This is a genomic window from Xenorhabdus bakwenae (assembly GCF_030272115.1).
GTDB lineage: Bacteria > Pseudomonadota > Gammaproteobacteria > Enterobacterales > Enterobacteriaceae > Xenorhabdus > Xenorhabdus bakwenae.
Window position 1 is genome coordinate 2,879,985 of record NZ_CP119194.1, and the last position, 17,748, is coordinate 2,897,732.

21 protein-coding genes and 2 pseudogenes are annotated in these 17,748 nt (G+C 40.8%); 13 read left to right on the top strand and 10 right to left on the bottom strand.

Annotated elements, in window-relative coordinates; all coding sequences use genetic code 11:
* From PXH59_RS14520 to PXH59_RS14535, 4 genes are all read right to left on the bottom strand, one after another.
* Positions 1 to 222, bottom strand: a complete 222-nt coding sequence (locus PXH59_RS14520; RefSeq protein WP_285808905.1) for a TraR/DksA family transcriptional regulator — start codon at positions 220 to 222, stop codon at positions 1 to 3.
* Positions 215 to 457: a DUF2732 family protein gene (locus PXH59_RS14525; RefSeq protein ID WP_285808906.1), complete on the bottom strand. Its 243-nt coding sequence runs from the start codon at positions 455 to 457 to the stop codon at positions 215 to 217. Before PXH59_RS14525 ends, PXH59_RS14520 begins: the two co-directional genes overlap by 8 nt.
* An 85-nt stretch (positions 458 to 542) precedes the next feature.
* Positions 543 to 893, bottom strand: coding sequence for a DUF5347 family protein (locus PXH59_RS14530; RefSeq protein WP_285808907.1), 351 nt, complete (start codon positions 891 to 893; stop codon positions 543 to 545).
* A 124-nt stretch (positions 894 to 1,017) separates the two neighbouring features.
* Positions 1,018 to 1,254 (bottom strand): hypothetical protein, encoded by a 237-nt coding sequence (locus PXH59_RS14535; protein WP_053460693.1) that lies wholly within the window; start codon positions 1,252 to 1,254, stop codon positions 1,018 to 1,020.
* Between the two features lie 143 nt (positions 1,255 to 1,397).
* Here PXH59_RS14535 and PXH59_RS14540 point away from each other — a divergent pair, with 143 nt between their 5' ends.
* Positions 1,398 to 1,577 (top strand): hypothetical protein, encoded by a 180-nt coding sequence (locus PXH59_RS14540; protein WP_285808908.1) that lies wholly within the window; start codon positions 1,398 to 1,400, stop codon positions 1,575 to 1,577.
* On the opposite strand, the gene PXH59_RS14545 is transcribed toward PXH59_RS14540, so the two are convergent.
* Genes PXH59_RS14545 through PXH59_RS14550 form a run of 3 tightly spaced genes read right to left on the bottom strand, consistent with a single transcriptional unit; the run spans position 1,578 to position 3,785 of the window.
* On the bottom strand, positions 1,578 to 2,351 hold the full coding sequence (locus tag PXH59_RS14545; protein WP_285808909.1) for a hypothetical protein: 774 nt from the start codon (positions 2,349 to 2,351) through the stop codon (positions 1,578 to 1,580).
* Positions 2,352 to 2,377: 26 nt separating this feature from the next.
* Positions 2,378 to 2,446 (bottom strand): Cox family DNA-binding protein, encoded by a 69-nt coding sequence (locus PXH59_RS20315; protein WP_491630988.1) that lies wholly within the window; start codon positions 2,444 to 2,446, stop codon positions 2,378 to 2,380.
* 16 nt (positions 2,447 to 2,462) lie between these two features.
* Positions 2,463 to 3,785 (bottom strand): IS4 family transposase, encoded by a 1,323-nt coding sequence (locus PXH59_RS14550; RefSeq protein ID WP_285808910.1) that lies wholly within the window; start codon positions 3,783 to 3,785, stop codon positions 2,463 to 2,465.
* Positions 3,786 to 3,929: 144 nt separating this feature from the next.
* On the opposite strand from PXH59_RS14550, the pseudogene PXH59_RS14555 reads away from it, so the two are divergent.
* Positions 3,930 to 4,325, top strand: a pseudogene (locus PXH59_RS14555) (transposase family protein); the annotation flags it as partial.
* A 20-nt stretch (positions 4,326 to 4,345) separates the two neighbouring features.
* On the opposite strand, the gene PXH59_RS14560 reads toward PXH59_RS14555, so the two are convergent.
* Positions 4,346 to 5,314, bottom strand: a complete 969-nt coding sequence (locus tag PXH59_RS14560) for an IS110 family RNA-guided transposase (RefSeq protein ID WP_285808913.1) — start codon at positions 5,312 to 5,314, stop codon at positions 4,346 to 4,348.
* Positions 5,315 to 5,486: 172 nt separating this feature from the next.
* Here PXH59_RS14560 and PXH59_RS14565 point away from each other — a divergent pair.
* Positions 5,487 to 5,993: pseudogene (locus PXH59_RS14565) on the top strand (IS982 family transposase); the annotation flags it as partial.
* A gap of 28 nt (positions 5,994 to 6,021) precedes the next feature.
* Here PXH59_RS14565 and PXH59_RS14570 read toward each other — a convergent pair.
* Entirely contained in the window at positions 6,022 to 6,249 is a 228-nt protein-coding gene (locus tag PXH59_RS14570) for a Cox family DNA-binding protein (RefSeq protein WP_285808915.1), read from the bottom strand.
* 123 nt (positions 6,250 to 6,372) lie between these two features.
* On the opposite strand from PXH59_RS14570, the gene PXH59_RS14575 reads away from it, so the two are divergent.
* Together PXH59_RS14575 and PXH59_RS14580 are read left to right on the top strand one after the other, a co-directional pair.
* Positions 6,373 to 6,645 carry a helix-turn-helix domain-containing protein gene (locus tag PXH59_RS14575; protein WP_285808917.1) on the top strand — a complete coding sequence of 91 codons (273 nt, stop codon included), beginning with the start codon at positions 6,373 to 6,375 and terminating at the stop codon, positions 6,643 to 6,645.
* Positions 6,646 to 6,738: 93 nt separating this feature from the next.
* On the top strand, positions 6,739 to 7,725 hold the full coding sequence (locus PXH59_RS14580) for a phage integrase (RefSeq protein WP_285808919.1): 987 nt from the start codon (positions 6,739 to 6,741) through the stop codon (positions 7,723 to 7,725).
* Positions 7,726 to 7,952: 227 nt separating this feature from the next.
* Here the strand turns inward: PXH59_RS14580 and PXH59_RS14585 are convergent, their stop codons facing one another.
* Entirely contained in the window at positions 7,953 to 8,444 is a 492-nt protein-coding gene (locus PXH59_RS14585; RefSeq protein ID WP_285808921.1) for a Spy/CpxP family protein refolding chaperone, read from the bottom strand.
* Between the two features lie 152 nt (positions 8,445 to 8,596).
* Here PXH59_RS14585 and cpxR point away from each other — a divergent pair, with 152 nt between their 5' ends.
* The 8 genes from cpxR to PXH59_RS14625 all read left to right on the top strand — a co-directional run bounded on the left by cpxR (position 8,597) and on the right by PXH59_RS14625 (position 17,580).
* Positions 8,597 to 9,289, top strand: coding sequence for an envelope stress response regulator transcription factor CpxR (gene cpxR / locus PXH59_RS14590; RefSeq protein ID WP_047768645.1), 693 nt, complete (start codon positions 8,597 to 8,599; stop codon positions 9,287 to 9,289).
* The gene (cpxA, locus tag PXH59_RS14595; protein WP_285808923.1) at positions 9,286 to 10,662 is read left to right on the top strand and encodes an envelope stress sensor histidine kinase CpxA; all 1,377 of its coding nucleotides are present in this window, start codon (positions 9,286 to 9,288) and stop codon (positions 10,660 to 10,662) included. Before cpxR ends, cpxA begins: the two co-directional genes overlap by 4 nt.
* Positions 10,663 to 10,974: 312 nt before the next feature.
* Complete coding sequence (gene rfbB / locus PXH59_RS14600) at positions 10,975 to 12,063, top strand: dTDP-glucose 4,6-dehydratase (protein ID WP_285808925.1); 1,089 nt, start codon at positions 10,975 to 10,977, stop codon at positions 12,061 to 12,063.
* A complete protein-coding gene (gene rfbD / locus PXH59_RS14605) occupies positions 12,063 to 12,953 on the top strand; it encodes a dTDP-4-dehydrorhamnose reductase (RefSeq protein WP_285808926.1) in 891 nt (296 codons plus the stop codon). The genes rfbB and rfbD overlap by 1 nt, the downstream gene beginning before the upstream one ends.
* 47 nt (positions 12,954 to 13,000) lie before the next feature.
* Entirely contained in the window at positions 13,001 to 13,885 is an 885-nt protein-coding gene (gene rfbA, locus PXH59_RS14610) for a glucose-1-phosphate thymidylyltransferase RfbA (protein WP_285808928.1), read from the top strand.
* A 50-nt stretch (positions 13,886 to 13,935) separates the two neighbouring features.
* Positions 13,936 to 14,481, top strand: coding sequence for a dTDP-4-dehydrorhamnose 3,5-epimerase (gene rfbC / locus PXH59_RS14615; RefSeq protein WP_285808930.1), 546 nt, complete (start codon positions 13,936 to 13,938; stop codon positions 14,479 to 14,481).
* A 1,198-nt stretch (positions 14,482 to 15,679) separates the two neighbouring features.
* Positions 15,680 to 16,918, top strand: coding sequence for a flippase (locus PXH59_RS14620; protein ID WP_285808931.1), 1,239 nt, complete (start codon positions 15,680 to 15,682; stop codon positions 16,916 to 16,918).
* Positions 16,918 to 17,580, top strand: a complete 663-nt coding sequence (locus PXH59_RS14625; RefSeq protein ID WP_285808932.1) for a glycosyltransferase family 2 protein — start codon at positions 16,918 to 16,920, stop codon at positions 17,578 to 17,580. The genes PXH59_RS14620 and PXH59_RS14625 overlap by 1 nt, the downstream gene beginning before the upstream one ends.
* Positions 17,581 to 17,748 lie beyond the last annotated feature (168 nt).

A 17,748-nucleotide genomic window follows, 5' to 3' on the forward strand; every position in this document is an offset into this window, starting at 1 on the left:
TCACACACTCCGGTAATGTTTTTGTTTCAGTTCAAAAACGCTCTGGCAGGTTGCACAGCGGGTGACACCGGCAATAATCATGCGACGTTCTTTAGGAATGGGTGCGCCACAGTCTTCACACGCAAACGCAGAAACACCGACCGGGCGGTTAACATGGGCGGCTATCCGGCACGCCAGCATTTCGGCGATGCGTTCACAGGCGCGGTCGAGTTCCCTAGACATAACTCCACTCCTGCGCCTCACGCTCGATGTTTTCAGATTCGCGTTGCATCAGGTCAGCGCTGGCAGAAGGCGACAGCGCGTTATCCAGAACATGGGAGGACATCTTCACCAAACGGACGGCATATAAACTCGCGCAATGTTTTCGTTCTGCCTGGCGCACATCTTTAACCAGTTGTTTGATGAATTCTTCATCAGCGTTTTTTCTGGCATATTTTGCTAAATAACTTTCTTTCATTATTTCTATTTCCTGTTTTTAGGTAATAAAAAGCCCTGTGCGTCAGCACATAAAATTTGATTACAGTGATTAATTAATGCGGCGTTCAGTCAGGTATAACCAACTTATTGGGTAATACCGAGCATATCGCCTGACATTGATGAAGAATAAAAATAAACGATTTTTTCTCTTCGGGCGTAAATTCATTAATTCCGATGTGATAACGGGATTTATCAAATCCGGCCATATGAAACATCATATGCAGGAACCGTTCATTATTCCAAACACGGTTATTAGTACGGTCGCGCATGTAATCAAGGAAATCCGCCAGCTGTTTATCTGTCCGCAACCCATCATTATCAAAATGGCCACTTAAAAACTCAGCTGTTTTATTCATGCCGCGTATTTTCTCATCCAATGTTAATGATATTGCGCGATGAGATTCAGTATTCGCCATTGCATCACCTCATAATATGGATAATAACGGGGTTAACATTGTTGTCGCCAAACCAATTGAGATTAAAATCTCGGCCAAATGGTTTTTATTAGTGACTTTTTTATTAAAATCATCACTGGAAATTTTATATTTGTGTTGCACTCTCTTTAATTGGTTCATCTAACCGTTCCTCATATAACTGCCGACAAAAATCAATGGCCTGTTCTTTGGAATTAAATTTACCGTAGCAATATTCACCGTCCCCGACCTGATAACGGATGAACGGGCAAACAGCGCTGATACGTAACGGGCGAATGAATAACGTGCCGAATTTAATTTTCCCCTTGTTTAATTCCTCTGGTGTTGGAATAGTATTTCGCATATTTATTACCTCATCGTTATTATTGTGCTGCCGACTTTTAGCCATGTCCGGCGCATGGTACTGTGGTATCTTCTTTGCCTGTGGTTTCTTTGAGCGGAGACTCAGGCGAAAAACATCAACCACCCTATAAAAGGAGCATAAAAATGACAAAAGATGAAAAAGTTTTATTTCTGTTCGAGCAAACAATAAAAGCAATCGATATGCACTATGGAAGTGATACGACTTCCCTGAATAACATTGAATTTCATTTCAATAGGTATTATTCATCGCTTGAATCACTGCTTGACCAAAAATTACTCGAATCAAATATAAAGGTTAAATAATCATCTTTGCTTAATTAAGCCTTCAAATAATTCATTGAGGGCTTTTTTGATAGTTAAACAGTTCTTTTCAAGCAACAACTTCAAACTCCTTTCATCATCAGCCCAATTGATACCGTATGAAATCATTTTTCTGAATACAGGCAACCCGTCAATAACATGGTTGTTATCTTTTCTATATTCTGAAAAGGCGTGATGAAGAGTCCGGGATATTATTAAGGCTTCTTTTTCAGGCGTCACTCTTTCCCATACCGCATAACGATGCAAAACATCTTCCAAGCACAAAGTCATTTCACGGGACAGGATATCATTAAGCTGATTGCCTTCATCAGGCACCTTTAATTCTGCCGCATTTTTAGAAGCCAGGGACATGAGCGCCCGAGCATGAATTTCGGCGGATTCGCGGTCGAGATGAATTAGACCGCGATCTAATTGCAGGTAATCATATTCATCCCCATACCATTCAAGTTCATCAGTGACAGAATCTTTCATGCACAGCGCCGGAACATAATACGTACGATTTAGCTCCAGTGGCGCCCTTACTGGTTCCGGTACATCAACCAACGGTTGAGATTGCACTTCCCCAAACCCAATACGCGCTGACTTAGAAACGTGATAATCATTACCCGTCGCCATCTGCATAAACCGCACCAGCGTTTCCTGGATAAATTCAGGTGTCACTTCCACCTCGTTTTTGACATCATCAAAAACATCATACAGGCGGGCCATCAGGGTTAATTGCCGTTTTGAACGGTTCAGGGATGTTGAGTTTTTCATTTGAATGCCCTCTGATAGATGATTACTTACAAACCAATCCACAACAACCAAGCATCACGCTGCTCTTTTGGTCGATTGTAAAAAGCCTCTTCCATAGCTAATACCGCTCGCTTAAGCACGAGCGGTTCTTTTTTTATAAGGATAACGGGATGTTTTACAAAGCACTTGCCTTGGAACCGATTGCCGTTTTCGCTTTTGGGGTAAGATCAGCCGTTTACCACTTTCCCTGAGGGCTTTTAATTTTTGTGGTATCGTGCCCGGACTGCGTCCTGAACACCATAAAAATTCATCCTGTATCAACCGTAACGCGTTGATAAAGCTTATCCGAAGCGGTTCAACACAGTAGGCCTTTGCCATCCGACTCATCTCCAGCCGAACCAGATTGTAGGCAATCAGTATGCCCCATAATTCCTGATAGATCCCTACTCGTGTCTGGCTTCTCAGCAGAGCGATATTATTGAGTTGCCTTTGTTTCAGTTCACCATAGCCTTCTTCGGTTTCCCATCGTTCCCAGTACACGGTCAGGATCTCTTTAAGAGGATAGGTCACCGGACATTCCAGGGAGGTAATAAATCCTTTAATTTCACCGTTGGGTTCCGGGATCAGGATCAGGCGCGCTCGCCAGGTCTTTTCAAGGTGAGGATACCTTTTCCGGGCTTGGGGAGACACCGGCATCTCGATGAGTTTGTCATAAGCACTGTATTCCTGAATGACGTCATAACGCATTTTGCTTTTTATCGGGGTAAGCCAATGGGTATTTTTGCCGGTGCCCTGCCAGGCCTGAAATAACTCCGCAGAAAGAAAGCCCCGATCAAACAACGTCAGGGTATTTTCGGGGGCAGACCCCACTAATTGTTGGGCATAGCTAACCTCACTTTGGGTGATAGGGCCAAATGCCACATCAGAGATCAGGTGTGTCCGGGCGGACATCAGGGTCACCGCCAACACAGAGGGGAAGGTCGCTTTGCCGGAGGCATAACCCAGCAGTTGGTTATCGCCGGTGTCAGGCACTTTAAACTGAGTGCCATCCACGCATAAGATTTTCAGGCCACACGTCGCATAATTTGTCTCTTCTTTTTCCCATTCGGTGGCGGTGGTATGAAAAAGGTGTCGTAAGGGCTCAACCCCAATGCGATATCGGGCTTTTGAGATACTGCTTGACGCTAATAACGGCAGTTCCCCTTTTGCATCAGGAAACGCCAAATCTAATTTGTCGCAAACCTCATTGATAGAACGATTTCGCATGAGACCGATGCCCAGCACTAACCAGACGGCTTGTTCAGCCGGGAATCGACGTTTTCGCACGGTGGCTCGCCCTGTTTCTTTAACGGCTTCAGTCACCCATTCCATTGGAATGTTTTGACTAAACGCATCCAGGGAGACTGGGTAATTCAATGCCGCAGTGGCTTGGAGTTCACGAGAAAATTCAGACATAAAAAATCGGCCTTAGACAATCATCGAAGGCCGATTATGCTTATCTTAACGCGATGCTCGACTTTTATGGTGAGTTGAAATGACATAGCCGCTCCTTTATAACTTTAAGTCGTCAAAAATAGAGAAATAAAGGAACAAAAGGCTATGTCACAGCAAGATTTTATCATTTGGGTATTTTGTTGGGTAGATGAAAATCTAACGGCGTTACAGCAAGGCACACGGTTCAGAAGCCGGGGATATCCACCTAAGCTGAGCGATGCGGAAGCCATCACGATGGAAGTCGTGGGCGAATTTTTAGAATTTTCAACGGATAAAGGCATTTGGACGTACTTTCGTGACCACTGGCGCGAGTGGTTTCCGGGACTGGGTTCACGCGCCAATTTCGCTAAACAGATTTCGAATCTTTGGGTTGTTAAACAACAACTGCAAGAAAAGCTGGCGAGGTTATTGGGTGCGCCCGACAGGCCGGTACATATTATCGACGGATTTCCGCTGCCCGTCTGTGGATTCAAAAGAGCAAAAGGCAGTGCCAACTTCAAGCAACTGTCTTGAACGCGATTTTATGGCGTTATCTGATGATACGAATTATTCCATTCTTCATTTTTTCTAATCATCGCATTCAAGATGGTCAGCAGCTTGCGCATACAAGCCACAAGAGCCACTTTTTTGGCCTTACCCGCCGCCAGCAGGCGGTTGTAAAACGTCTTGATTACCGGGTTAAAACGGGTTGCCACGAGTGTGGCCATATACAACGCTGTCCGAACCCCAGCGCGCCCGCCAAAGATGGTTCGTCGACCCCGCATAGTTCCCGAGTCACGGTTAACAGGAGCAACGCCAACAAGTGCACTGATTTCCCGACGCGAGAGCTTGCCCAGTTCAGGGACTTCTGCCAGCAGGGCTGCTGTTGTCATTGCCCCAATGCCCTTGATGGCGCTGAGCCGGTCAGCCAGTTCCTTAAAATGAATCTGGATATGTTTATTCATATCTTCATCGATCCGCGCCAGCTCAGCTTCCAGTGCTTTAATGACAGTGTTGATGCTCTTTCTGCTCTGAGGATGCGCAGGATGTAGGCGATTACGCTCAGCAACCAGCATCGTAATCAACTGCCGTCTGCGCACCACCATGGCAGAAAGAATCTGACGTTCCGCATCTGGCAGCGCCCGAATAAACCGTTCTCGTTCGGGATGACGGTTTATCACTTCTGCCATCTGAGTCAGGACCTTGGCGTCAATGCGGTCAGTCTTTGCCAGATATCCCATGGCCCGGGCAAAATCTCGCGCTTGCCTGGGATTAATAACAACGACATCAAACCCTTCGGCCTGAAGCGAGCAGGCAACAGCAGATTCCAGTCCACCGGTGGCTTCCATCAGAATCAGGGACACGAGATGTTGCTTCAGTACGGACACAATGGCATCAAAACCATCAGGATCATTACTGGCGGTGAATGCCTCTACGCCAGTACTCACGGCGATATCTAATGAGGCTTTGGAAACATCGATGCCCACACAAAGTGGATTTGGCTGACTCATATTACCCTGCCTTGCAAATACGTTATGGATGACGGACAACTGTTCGGGTTTCAGATGAGTGGCTCAGTGTATGCGTCAATAGCTTTAAAACGGGCTTAAAACCCCAGGGCAACTCAGACTGCGTACACTGTGCCAAATCTAATCGTATTTATTTTAACCTACTTTTAAGATACAAGGGCAAGCCGATTATGGGTACTGTGCCGCCAAAAACGAAACTGACTACGGCTTCAAAGGACATCTCATGATAGACGAAATCGGCGTGGTAACCGGGTTTACGCTGACGCCCGCCAATGTCGGTGAGCGTGAAGCAACCTGGGATGTGATCGGTTCGATAAAAGGCTATTTGCTGGGTGATAAAGGGTATTTAGGCGTTGAATTTAAACAGGAAATGAAGGCAGAGGGTATTGAAATGATTACCCTAGTGCGTGCCAATAGGGATGATCCCATCCCCAGAAAAACGAGAAGGGTCATTAACGCCAAACGCCGTTTAATTGAAACCGTCATTGGTCAACTTGCCGGGCAATTTGCTATCGAGAAGTGCTGGGCACGGGATTTGTGGCATTTGAGTAATCGAATTGCCAGGAAACTGCTTTCTCACACATTGGGTATTTTTGCCAATTTTAAACAAGGTAAAAGTCAACGCGACTGGCTTCAACAAGCCAACGTTATAGGATGTTAAAGTCGAGCATCGCGTTATCTTAATTTACTTAAGCGAGCGGTATTACTTCCATAGCTCGGTTAAATTCAGGGATGTAAACCCATTTTTCCCCAACTCTGGATTTTAGCTTACTCGGATCACGCCACTCAATAAGTGGTAGTTTGTTTTGCTTTGTCATTTCTTTAACTGCATCGGCTTTTTTACCGATTAACTCTGCAAATTTCTGGTATGGCACAGCGTTAACTGGGTACTCCACCTTGTAAATTTCTTCGTTCATTTGCTAACCTTCTTAGTTTGAACCTTTTTAAAACCGCCCTTACTCGGTTTTAAGGGGTTTTTTGTGCCGCAAAAGGTAATTAATTAATTACCATTTCATCAATATAGTATTGAGGTGATTACCATGTCAAGAGACTATGGGCAAAAATTACGAGAGATAAGAAAAGCCGAAAAATTAACCCAGCAAGCAATGAGTGATATAACGGGAATAAGCTTGGGTGCAATAAAGGGATATGAAACGCAAAATGTTAGCGTAGGGATTAGCATCGTAGAAAGAGTGTTAACCGTTGATATATTTAGAAAATATACTTTATGGTTAATGACTGATACAACAGCACCGGAAGCTGGCCAAGTCGCGCCGGCCCTCGCGCGCTGTGGGCAAGAGAAAATAACCTGACCCCGCTTAGAACAGAAAATTGGCTAGATATTTGTTATGCATATGCTGACGAGTTGTGGGCACAATCTGTCAGTTACATCGGAGGGCTTACTTATGGCAATTAAGAAGCTCAATGATGGACGCTATGAAGTGGACTTAAGACCTCACGGAACCAAGGGCGTAAGATTCCGTAGGTTATTTAATCGAAAAAGTGAAGCAGTTGCTTTTGAAAGATATACATTAGCAAAAGCAGAAAATAATGAGCTGGCTCTTAATGGCTCAAGCAAAAAGAATCTCAGCAATCTGATTGAAATTTGGTGGTTATATTACGGACAAAATACAGAAAATGGAGCTATAGAAAAGCGGCATCTCATCAAAACAATGAGACACCTCAATGACCCAACCATAGATCGACTGACGAAACGGACAATCATGGAGCATCGTGGAAAACGATTAGCTCAAGGGATCACCGCTAAAACTATAAACAGAGACATGTACAGGCTATCAGGCATGTTTTCAACCTTAATAAAAATTGAGGAATATACAGGCGATAACCCCTTACATGGTTTAGAACCCTTAAGCGAGATAAATGTTGCGATGACCTATCTCACCACGCCAGAGATAGATCTATTGCTCAAATCGCTGAATAAGGAAGAAAGGAAAATAGCAGTATTTTGTCTTAGTACTGGTGCGCGATGGGGAGAAGCAGAAAACCTAGAAGCGCAGCAAGTTTTGAAAGGTCGGGTGATTTTTCTTAAAACAAAGAACGGAAAACAGCGCGTCGTTCCTATTTCTGATGATGTAGAGAAAGAAATTCGTGGACGAACGCAAGCAGGTAAGCTGTTTAAAGTTGACTACAAGAAGTTTTGTAACATCTTGCATACCGTCAAACCAGACTTACCAAAAGGACAGGCGACCCATGTACTAAGGCATACTTTCGCTAGTCATTTCATGATGAATGGAGGAAACATAATTGCGCTGCAACAGATACTTGGGCACGCCAGCATAACCCAGACAATGGCCTATGCTCACCTTGCCCCAGACTATCTGCAACATGCAATTACATTAAATCCTCTTAAGGGTGGAATTAAAGTAGCGTAAGTAAAAGAGTGTGGCGATCGTCCACCGACCGTCCACACTCAAAAACTTTCATATACTTTCTAACTCTTTCATACTTTTTTATGTTGTTGTTTTTTATGGAATAGTGACTATAAGTCATTGAAAAAAAAAGCCCCTCAAGGGGGCTGAAAGACAGGGATGGTGTCTATGGCAAGGAAAATCGTTATTGCTGCTACGGCGTAACAAAAAGTCAGTTCACTTTTCGAGCGTCACATTCGTATTCGTTTTTTTAGACGATCTTTTAGCAGCTCTTTCTGCTCGGGTGTTAACAGTTGATAAACCTGATTACTAACACGCGCAATTTCTACATTCAGAGCAACATTCTTTTCGGCTATTTTTTCAAGCTGCGAACGAACCTCAGCTTCATCAAAATCCTCTGCTGTCAAAAGCGCATTCAACTTACGATGCTCAGTTCGCATATCAATCAACGGCTGCTCATACTGATGCTGCTGTTTGACTAAATTCCACATCTGTTCACGTTGCTGTTCAGTTAACGCTATTCCACCGAAGATATAACTATAGTTATATTGACCATCCCGGTGATAATTAAAATTCCTCTTATAACCATATGACATACAATATGGGTGCGGAGTGTAGGAACTAACCTCAGGAATATGATCCGTATCAGCAGTTTTAGCTAAAGCTTCCGTTGTTCCGACGACAACCATTGACGCTAAAGCCAATATTGCTATGTTACGCATTAAATTTCCTCGCTTTCTCGAACAGCAGCATTCGATTCAGTGCGGATAACTATAACCCTACGGCTGCAAACTAGCGTCAGAGCGTGTAAAAGAACGTAAAGTCATGGAATAGCGAAGTTTGTTATCGTATTTTGCTCTTGGAGGAAGAATTAATGCATAAAATCTTATTAGTTGATGATGACCGCGAGCTGACATCGCTATTAAAAGAATTGCTCGAAATGGAAGGATTCAATGTTGTCATCGCCTACGATGGCGAACAGGCTTTACAATACATCGATTCTTCAATTGACCTATTGTTGCTGGACATCATGATGCCGCGCAAGAACGGCATTGAGACGCTGAAAGAGCTACGGCAATACCATCAAACCCCCGTTATCATGTTAACGGCTCGTGGCAGCGATTTAGACCGCGTTTTGGGATTAGAACTGGGAGCGGATGACTATCTCCCCAAACCGTTTAACGATCGTGAACTGGTCGCCCGTATACGTGCCATTTTGCGCCGTTCCAACTGGAGTGAACAACAAGCTGACGTTGGAACACCGATACTGGAGATCGATAAACTGCAACTTAACCCCGGACGCCAGGAAGCCAGTTTTGGTGGTACGATTTTAGATCTCACTGGCACGGAATTCACCCTGCTTTATTTACTCGCACAACATTTGGGACAAGTTGTTTCCCGTGAACATTTAAGCCAGGAAGTATTGGGAAAACGCTTAACACCTTTTGATCGGGCTATTGATATGCATATTTCGAATCTACGCCGTAAATTACCAAACAGAACAGATGGACTACCATGGTTTAAGACATTACGCGGCCGTGGATACTTAATGGTTTCCTCAAAATGATCAATAGCTTGACGGCCCGTATATTCGCAATTTTTTGGTTCACGCTCGCACTTGTCCTGATGATCGCCTTAATGGCGCCCAAACTGGACTCACGGCAGTTAACGCCTCTTTTGGACAGTGAATATCAATTGGGAACAAAACTGGCAAAACAAGTAGAAGAAGAATTAATACACGACTCTGGGAATGACCTATTCTGGTGGCTACGTCTGGATCGCGCTATTGCCTTGTGGACTCCACCAGGCCAGCGCCTGATCCTCGTCTCCAGTGAAGGGCTTATCAGTGACATCAATACCCCGACCCACCAACAACAAGTGATCCGCAACTTTATCGGCCAATCCGATAATGCAGATCACCCTAAAAAGAAAAAATATGGCCGTTCGGAAATACTCGGCCCTTTTTCTGTCCGTGATGGAGAAGACCATTACCACCTTTACATCATTAGACCAGCAGGCAGCCCACAATCAGATTTTATTAATTTGATGTTTGACCGACCATTTTTACTACCTGCGGCCACCATGTTAATCAGTGCGCCATTACTCTTGTGGCTGTCATGGAGCCTGGCAAAACCCGCTCGTAAACTCAAAAACGCCGCCGATGACGTTGCGAGAGGCAACTTACGGCAACACCCTGAGCTGGAATCCGGCCCACAAGAGTTTTTAGCGACCGGCAGTAGTTTCAACCAGATGATCAGTGCACTGGAAAGAATGGTCACCGCCCAACAGCGGCTGATTTCCGATATCTCCCATGAACTACGTACGCCACTTACCCGCTTACAATTAGCGACGGCTTTACTACGCCGCCGTCACGGTGAAAGCAAAGAGCTGGGGCGTATCGAAACAGAGACCCAACGTTTAGATGGCATGATTAATGACCTGCTAGTACTTTCCCGCAATCAACATAAGAACGAGTTACTACGCGAGAATATCAAAGCCCACGATATATGGTCTGACATCCTAGAAAATGCGAAATTTGAAGCCGAGCAGATGAGCAAGACGCTGGATATCGTATCACCTCCCGGAAACTGGATAATTTACTGCAACCCGGCCGCACTCGGCAGCGCACTGGAAAACATCGTCCGCAATGCACTGCGTTACTCCAGCAACCATATCGCCGTTGCATTTACGGCAGATAACCAAGGCGTGACGATTAGTGTTGATGATGATGGATCAGGAGTCAGCCCAGAAGACCGCGAACATATCTTCCGCCCGTTTTATCGAACGGATGAAGCACGGGATAGAGAGTCCGGTGGAACCGGATTAGGGTTAGCGATAGTTGAAACAGCAGTCAGCCAGCATCGCGGTTGGGTGAAAGCAGAAGATAGCCCATTGGGGGGACTACGGTTGATGATTTGGCTGCCATTGCATGGAAGATAAGATAGGCGGCTTTCGCCTTGAAATTTAGTTAGTTACAAGATGTAACAATTAAAGAAAAAATCTATTATACTTGACCTCAATGCGGCGAGGGACTAATCTCGTCGCTGCTTAACACAAATTGTTGATATGTTAATTTTTGTTAAGCAGAAAATTCCTTTTATATTAATTGGATAAGTCAAATTGTGACACACAACAGGCACTCTGGGAGCCGTAACCTAGTGCGGTAGCTTTGGTTATACATGACAATTTATATCCCATAAAATTTCCTTTCCAATTTCATATCAATCCTAAGATCAACTAAAAAAATCAAACATGAAAATTCTGGTTACTGGTGGGGCAGGTTTTATTGGCTCTGCATTAATTCGACATATTATCAACCACACTAATGATAGCGTTATCAATGTTGATAAACTTACTTATGCAGGCAATTTAGAGTCACTCAAAGAAATTGACAGTAGTCCACGTTATAATTTTGAAAAAGCAGATATTTGTGATCACAACAGGCTAGATAATATATTAGAACAATACCAGCCTGATGCTATTATGCACTTAGCTGCAGAAAGCCACGTAGACCGTTCAATCAGTGGTCCTGATGATTTTATTAAGACCAATATTATTGGTACTTACACGCTTTTGGAAGCCACAAGAAATTATTGGCAACAACTACCCGAAGGCAAAAAAAATAAATTCATTTTCCATCATATTTCAACTGACGAAGTATATGGTGATTTACCTCATCCTGATCAATGCCCTGATAATACTACCCTTCCTTTATTTACCGAAAAAACAGCTTATGCTCCAAGTAGCCCATATTCTGCATCAAAAGCATCCAGCGATCATTTAGTCAGAGCATGGCACAGAACTTATGGATTACCGACTATAGTAACTAATTGCTCTAACAATTATGGCCCTTATCACTTCCCAGAGAAATTAATTCCTCTTGTTATTTTGAATGCATTAGAAGGAAAACCTTTACCTATTTATGGGGAAGGAGACCAAATTCGGGATTGGTTATATGTTGAAGATCACGCTCAAGCGCTCTACAAGGTAGTTACTATGGGAAAAATTGGCGAAACCTACAATATAGGTGGCCATAACGAGAAAAAGAACATTGAAGTAGTAAATACCATTTGCAAACTCCTTGATGAACTCAAGCCAAAATCTCAAGGCTCTTACCAAGATCAGATTACATATGTAGCAGATCGCCCAGGTCATGACCGTCGTTATGCCATTGATGCCAGCAAAATTAGCCGTGATTTAGGCTGGCAGCCACAAGAAACCTTTGAAGAAGGTATTCGTAAAACCATACATTGGTATTTAGATAATCAGGTTTGGGTTCAAAATGTGAAAAGTGGTGCTTACAAATCTTGGGTTAACCAACAGTATGGAGAAAACAAATAATGCATATTCTCTTGTTTGGTAAAAATGGGCAGGTAGGATGGGAGTTGCAACGTGCATTGGCACCTTTGGGAAAGGTTACAGCACTCGACTTCACTTCGAATGATTACTGCGGTGATTTCAGCAATCCAGAGGGCGTTGCAAAAACTGTCCAGTTACTCAAGCCTGATGTAATCGTAAACGCAGCTGCACACACGGCAGTGGATAAAGCAGAGTCAGAGCGAGAACTAGCCGAACTGTTAAATTCTCACAGTGTAGAAGCTATTGCCAAAGAAGCCCAAAAACTAGGGGCTTGGTTAGTACATTACTCCACTGACTATGTATTTGATGGTAGCGGAGAAAAACCTTGGCATGAAAATGATACTCCTGCTCCCCTCAATGTCTATGGAGAGACTAAGCTAGCTGGTGAAATTGCAGTACAAACTCATTGTGAAAAACATCTTATCTTCCGAACTAGTTGGGTTTATGCAGCTCGTGGGGCTAACTTTGCTAAAACAATGCTAAAACTAGGCAAAGAACGAGAAACACTCTCTATCATAAATGACCAATTCGGAGCACCAACGGGAGCTGAGTTACTAGCTGATTGCACAGCCCACGCAATCCGAGTAACACAGCAGAAACCAGAATTAGCTGGACTCTATCATTTGATAGCATCAGGTGAAACAACTTGGTTCAGCTATGCTCAATACGTGTTTGAACGGGCACAACAAGCGGGTTTTGAACCAGCTGTCAAAGAGATTAAATCCGTACCAACTTCTGCGTTCCCTACCCCAGCACCACGTCCACACAATTCTCGGCTCAATACCAACAAATTTCAAGAATCTTTTGATCTAATACTTCCTGATTGGAAAATAGGAGTAGATCGCATGCTAGCCGAAATTCTGGGGCAATAAGTTAGAGCTCTGTTCGATTTTCATTTTACACTCGTAAGTTAAACAACATGACAACACGTAAAGGTATTATTCTGGCAGGGGGGTCTGGTACTCGCCTTTATCCTGTCACCATGGCGGTAAGTAAACAGTTACTCCCTATCTATGACAAGCCCATGATCTACTACCCTTTAAGCACACTAATGCTAGCTGGGATTAGAGACATTCTTATTATCAGTACACCTCAGGATACTCCTCGATTTGAGCAATTACTGGGAAATGGCTCTCAATGGGGACTCAATCTTCAATACAAAGTACAACCAAGCCCTGATGGTCTAGCGCAAGCCTTTATCCTTGCTGAAGAGTTTATTGGTGGAGACAACTGCGCTCTCGTATTGGGAGATAATATTTTCTATGGTCATGATTTGCAAAAGCAATTAGAACAGGCCGCTGAAAAAACCAATGGTGCAACAGTTTTTGCTTATCATGTGCATGATCCTGAACGTTATGGTGTAGTAGAGTTTAATACCGAAGGAAAAGCTATCTCTCTGGAAGAAAAACCGCTGAAACCCAAGAGTAACTATGCGGTTACCGGACTCTATTTTTATGACAATCGTGTGGTAGAAGTGGCTAAAGGTCTAACCCCTTCCAAACGCGGTGAGTTTGAAATCACTGATATTAACCGTATCTACCTTAAACAAGACGAATTATCAGTAGCTATGATGGGGCGTGGTTATGCCTGGCTAGACACGGGTACTCACCAAAGCTTGATAGAAGCAAGTAACTTTATCCAAACTATCGAGATACGTCAGGGGCTAAAAGTTGCCTGCCCTGAAGAAATTGCCTATCGCAAAAAGTTTATTAATGCTTCTCAGCTCAAAGAACTAGCTACTCCACTGGCTAAGAATGACTATGGTCAATATCTGATAAAAATGGTGGAAAGAGATCATCAGTAAATTATCAATGGTAAAATTCTTTCCAGTCCTTATATCTAAAGAGCTACCCGATGAATGTAATTAAAACAGCAATTCCTGATGTATTAATATTCGAACCTAAGGTATTTGGAGACGAACGCGGTTTTTTCTTCGAAAGTTTCAATCAAAAAGTCTTTGAAGAAGCAGTTGGCCATTCCGTAACATTTGTTCAAGATAACCACTCTAAATCCAGTAAAGGAGTATTGCGTGGTCTTCATTATCAATTAGCTCCATACGCTCAAGGAAAGCTGGTACGCTGTATTGCTGGTGAAGTTTTTGACGTGGCTGTCGATATTCGCAAAAATTCTCCCACGTTTGGTCAGTGGGCAGGCGTTCATTTGAGTGCAGACAATAAACGTCATTTTTGGATCCCTGAGGGATTTGCACATGGTTTTTTAACACTCAGCAACACAGCTGAGTTTCTTTATAAAACAACGAATTATTATACACCTAGCCATGAAAGAAGTATCATCTGGAATGATCATTTATTATCTATCGACTGGCCAGAATGCTCTGAATTAAAACTTTCTCCGAAAGATGAAAAAGCTTCACCATTTGATTCTGCAGATTTATTTTGATTTAATTAGGTGTTGTTATTAACCTGGTGTGCTTTTACCAATGCTTGAATTTCAATCATTGAGATAATTTCCTTTAATATCAATTTAATAATGAATTTGTTATAACTTAAATTAACAAAGGTATGCCTATTTGAACACCGACTTAATAATGTTTCAGGTCATACATCTAAAAGTTAGTTCAATAATCAAATGTAGTACTCGCATTCAATAAAAATTTCTATGACGTTCTTATGCATAGATTTAACTTGAAATAACAGATAGTTGTTCGATTCAACCTTTATTATGTTCTTTCACATTTACTGATTGATGACGATAACGATAGAAAAAAAGCCGAAAATTTTCTTATCGAGTTTCCGGTTCCTAATAGGGAATGGCAGGGGTTTCCCCTTGCAGTTTAACAATATGTCCGAAGATTTCATTATCGTACACTTTATCCGCAATCACAAAATCCGATGGTGGTAATTGTTTCGAAAACTTCTACATAAACAATATCGTTTGTCAACCAATCGAAAAGCTCAAAATGCACCTATAAATCGCCATTATTTGCCTCTAAATGTGTTTTAGTTGAACATCCTCTCCGGTTTTTTACAATTGAGTTACTTTCTTTGGAAGAAGCATCCGAGCCAGTTGATAGGAACTAACAATATTGCATTAATAAACAACCATTCAATTTTTAAAGACAGTATTCCATTTACCGAATTCACAAATCACTCCAAGGGTAACAGTTTATTACGCGATAAAGAATCCCCTCAAGAGTCAGGCCATATTATACTTTGTGATAAATAAATCTACTTTGTCATAACAATCCATAGAGGGTTTGATAACATTGCTTTCAGTATGATAGTTGAATTCGTCCATACTAAAACCATAGTACTAATCTTAGGAAATTATGGCATTCATAAAAGCTGAAAAACATAGACTGACTGGCGAGAAATACTAAATTTAAACTATTTTATTTTTTTACTATATCACTCACCTTGACTAAATAAAATTGAGCACCTATGGCAATCTCTGTATAAAACAGTAACACAGAACTATTTCTATTAGTTTGTATCTCAATTGATTAAATATGTAACATCTCCATAGAATCGGCCTCATTGCAATAGCAATAGCAATAGCAATAGAGAATAAAAAAACAGATGTACCACTATTATGAAATTTTATTCAATAAACTTTCCATATGATATATGAGGTCCTTGTGGATAGGATTTTATTAAAAAATATATTTTCTTTATTTAGCATTCAAGCAGTAAATTATTTTCTACCACTTATATTAATTCCATACCTTGTCAGAGTACTAGGTATAGAAAACTTTGGAATATATGGTTTAATATTAGCAATAATACAATATTTAATTATTATTATTGATTACGGATTCAATTTTACTGCAACAAAAGAAATTTCAATTTATAGAGGGAACAAACTTTATATAAGTAAAGTTTTTTGCAGTGTTATTTTTTGTAAGATAATTCTATCTCTTCTTGCTCTATTCGTTATCTTTCTCATTACAATTTTTTATGAAGAGGATAAATATTTAGTATTATCTTTTTATTTTGGTTTCTTTCTTGTCATAGGAAGCGCACTATTCCCTGTTTGGTTATATCAGGGGTATGAAAAAATGATTGTTATCGCCATAAGCAATTTTATTGCACGTTTAATAGGTATTTTACTTGTATTTATTCTTGTAAAAAAAGCAAATGATACATATATCGCTATTCTGATTCAAGGTATTATGTCTATAATTGCTGCAACCATAGCTCTAACCATGGCATTTTATCTTAAACTAGTTACCATTGTTAAATTTGAAAGAAAGGATATAATTAATCACTTTAAGTCTGGTTGGGATATTTTTATATCTACATCTTTTGTAAGCTTGTATACAACAAGTATACCAATAGTTCTTGGAGCTACATCGGGGGCAGCAAGTGTAGGAATATATTCCGCAGCTGACAAGATAAAGCTAGCTTTACAAGGATTTATTGGACCAATATCTCAAGCTCTATATCCTAGGTTAAGTCGTTTAATGTCGGAATCTAAGCAAGAAGCTTTATCTTTAATCAAACAATCTTTCAAATATTTTGTTATTCCTTTGTTTGCTCTTAGTTTTTTCGTTTTTTTATTTTCCGATAAGATTGTATATATAATTTATGGACAAGGATTCTCTTCCACAGCAGACATATTAAAAATAATAATTTGGATTCCTCCTATTATAGGCATAGGAAATTTGCTAGGAGTTCAAATTATGCTACCTATGGGACTATATAAAGAGTTTAGTAGAACATATATTTTCACAGGTGTTATAGGCTTTGTATTAATATATTTTTTGTCTAAATATTATTCTTATTATGGAGTTTCGATATCTCTATTATTAATTGAAATAATGGTCGTATTGTTATTTTTTTGTTTTCTTAAAAAAGCATCATTAGGGAATAAGTAATGATTTTTGTTTCAATTTGTATTCCGACGAAAGATAGAGTTGAATATCTAAAAGAGACATTAATGTCTATAATTAACGATCATGAAAATAGATCAGAATATGAAATTGTTGTTTCAGACAACTCTGATAATAATAAAACAATGGATTATGTTCTCTCTTTAAAGGAATCAGGTATTAATGTTGTTTATTATAGAAATCCGGTTAAAGGATTTTACAACTCAATAGAAGCTCTGAAGCACGGCAATGGTGAATTATTAAAATTACATAATGATTATAGTAAATTCCGACCAGGTCAATTCTCCAGACTAGTTCAACAAGCAAAAAATAATATTAAAAATAAACCAGTTATTTTCTTTTCAAATGGCACATTGAAACTAAATTGCCAAGTAAAATCATTTGATAATAAAGATGATTTCATAAGAACCACAAGCTTTCAGAATACATGGAGTTCGGCTTTTTCTATTTGGAAAGAACAATTATGTAATTTAAAGCATAGTAAGGATGATGTTGATGTTATGTTCCCTCATACAAGCTTACTATTCAATATCGATTTAGGATTATATTTGATTGATAATGGAGAATATATTGAGAATCTAGCTGTCGAAAAAAAGGAGGGTATAATATTTTTTATAATTTTTGTATATTGTATATGGAAATGTTAAAAACATTATTATTGACAGAAAAAATATCAAAACGAACTTATAACTATATAAGATTTCATATGTTAATTAGTTTTGTTTCGCCTTGGTATTTTCGAACTGTTTATACAAACCAAGGGTATACTTTTGATTCAACAAATGCGAAAGAAAACATTTGCAAACAATATGGTG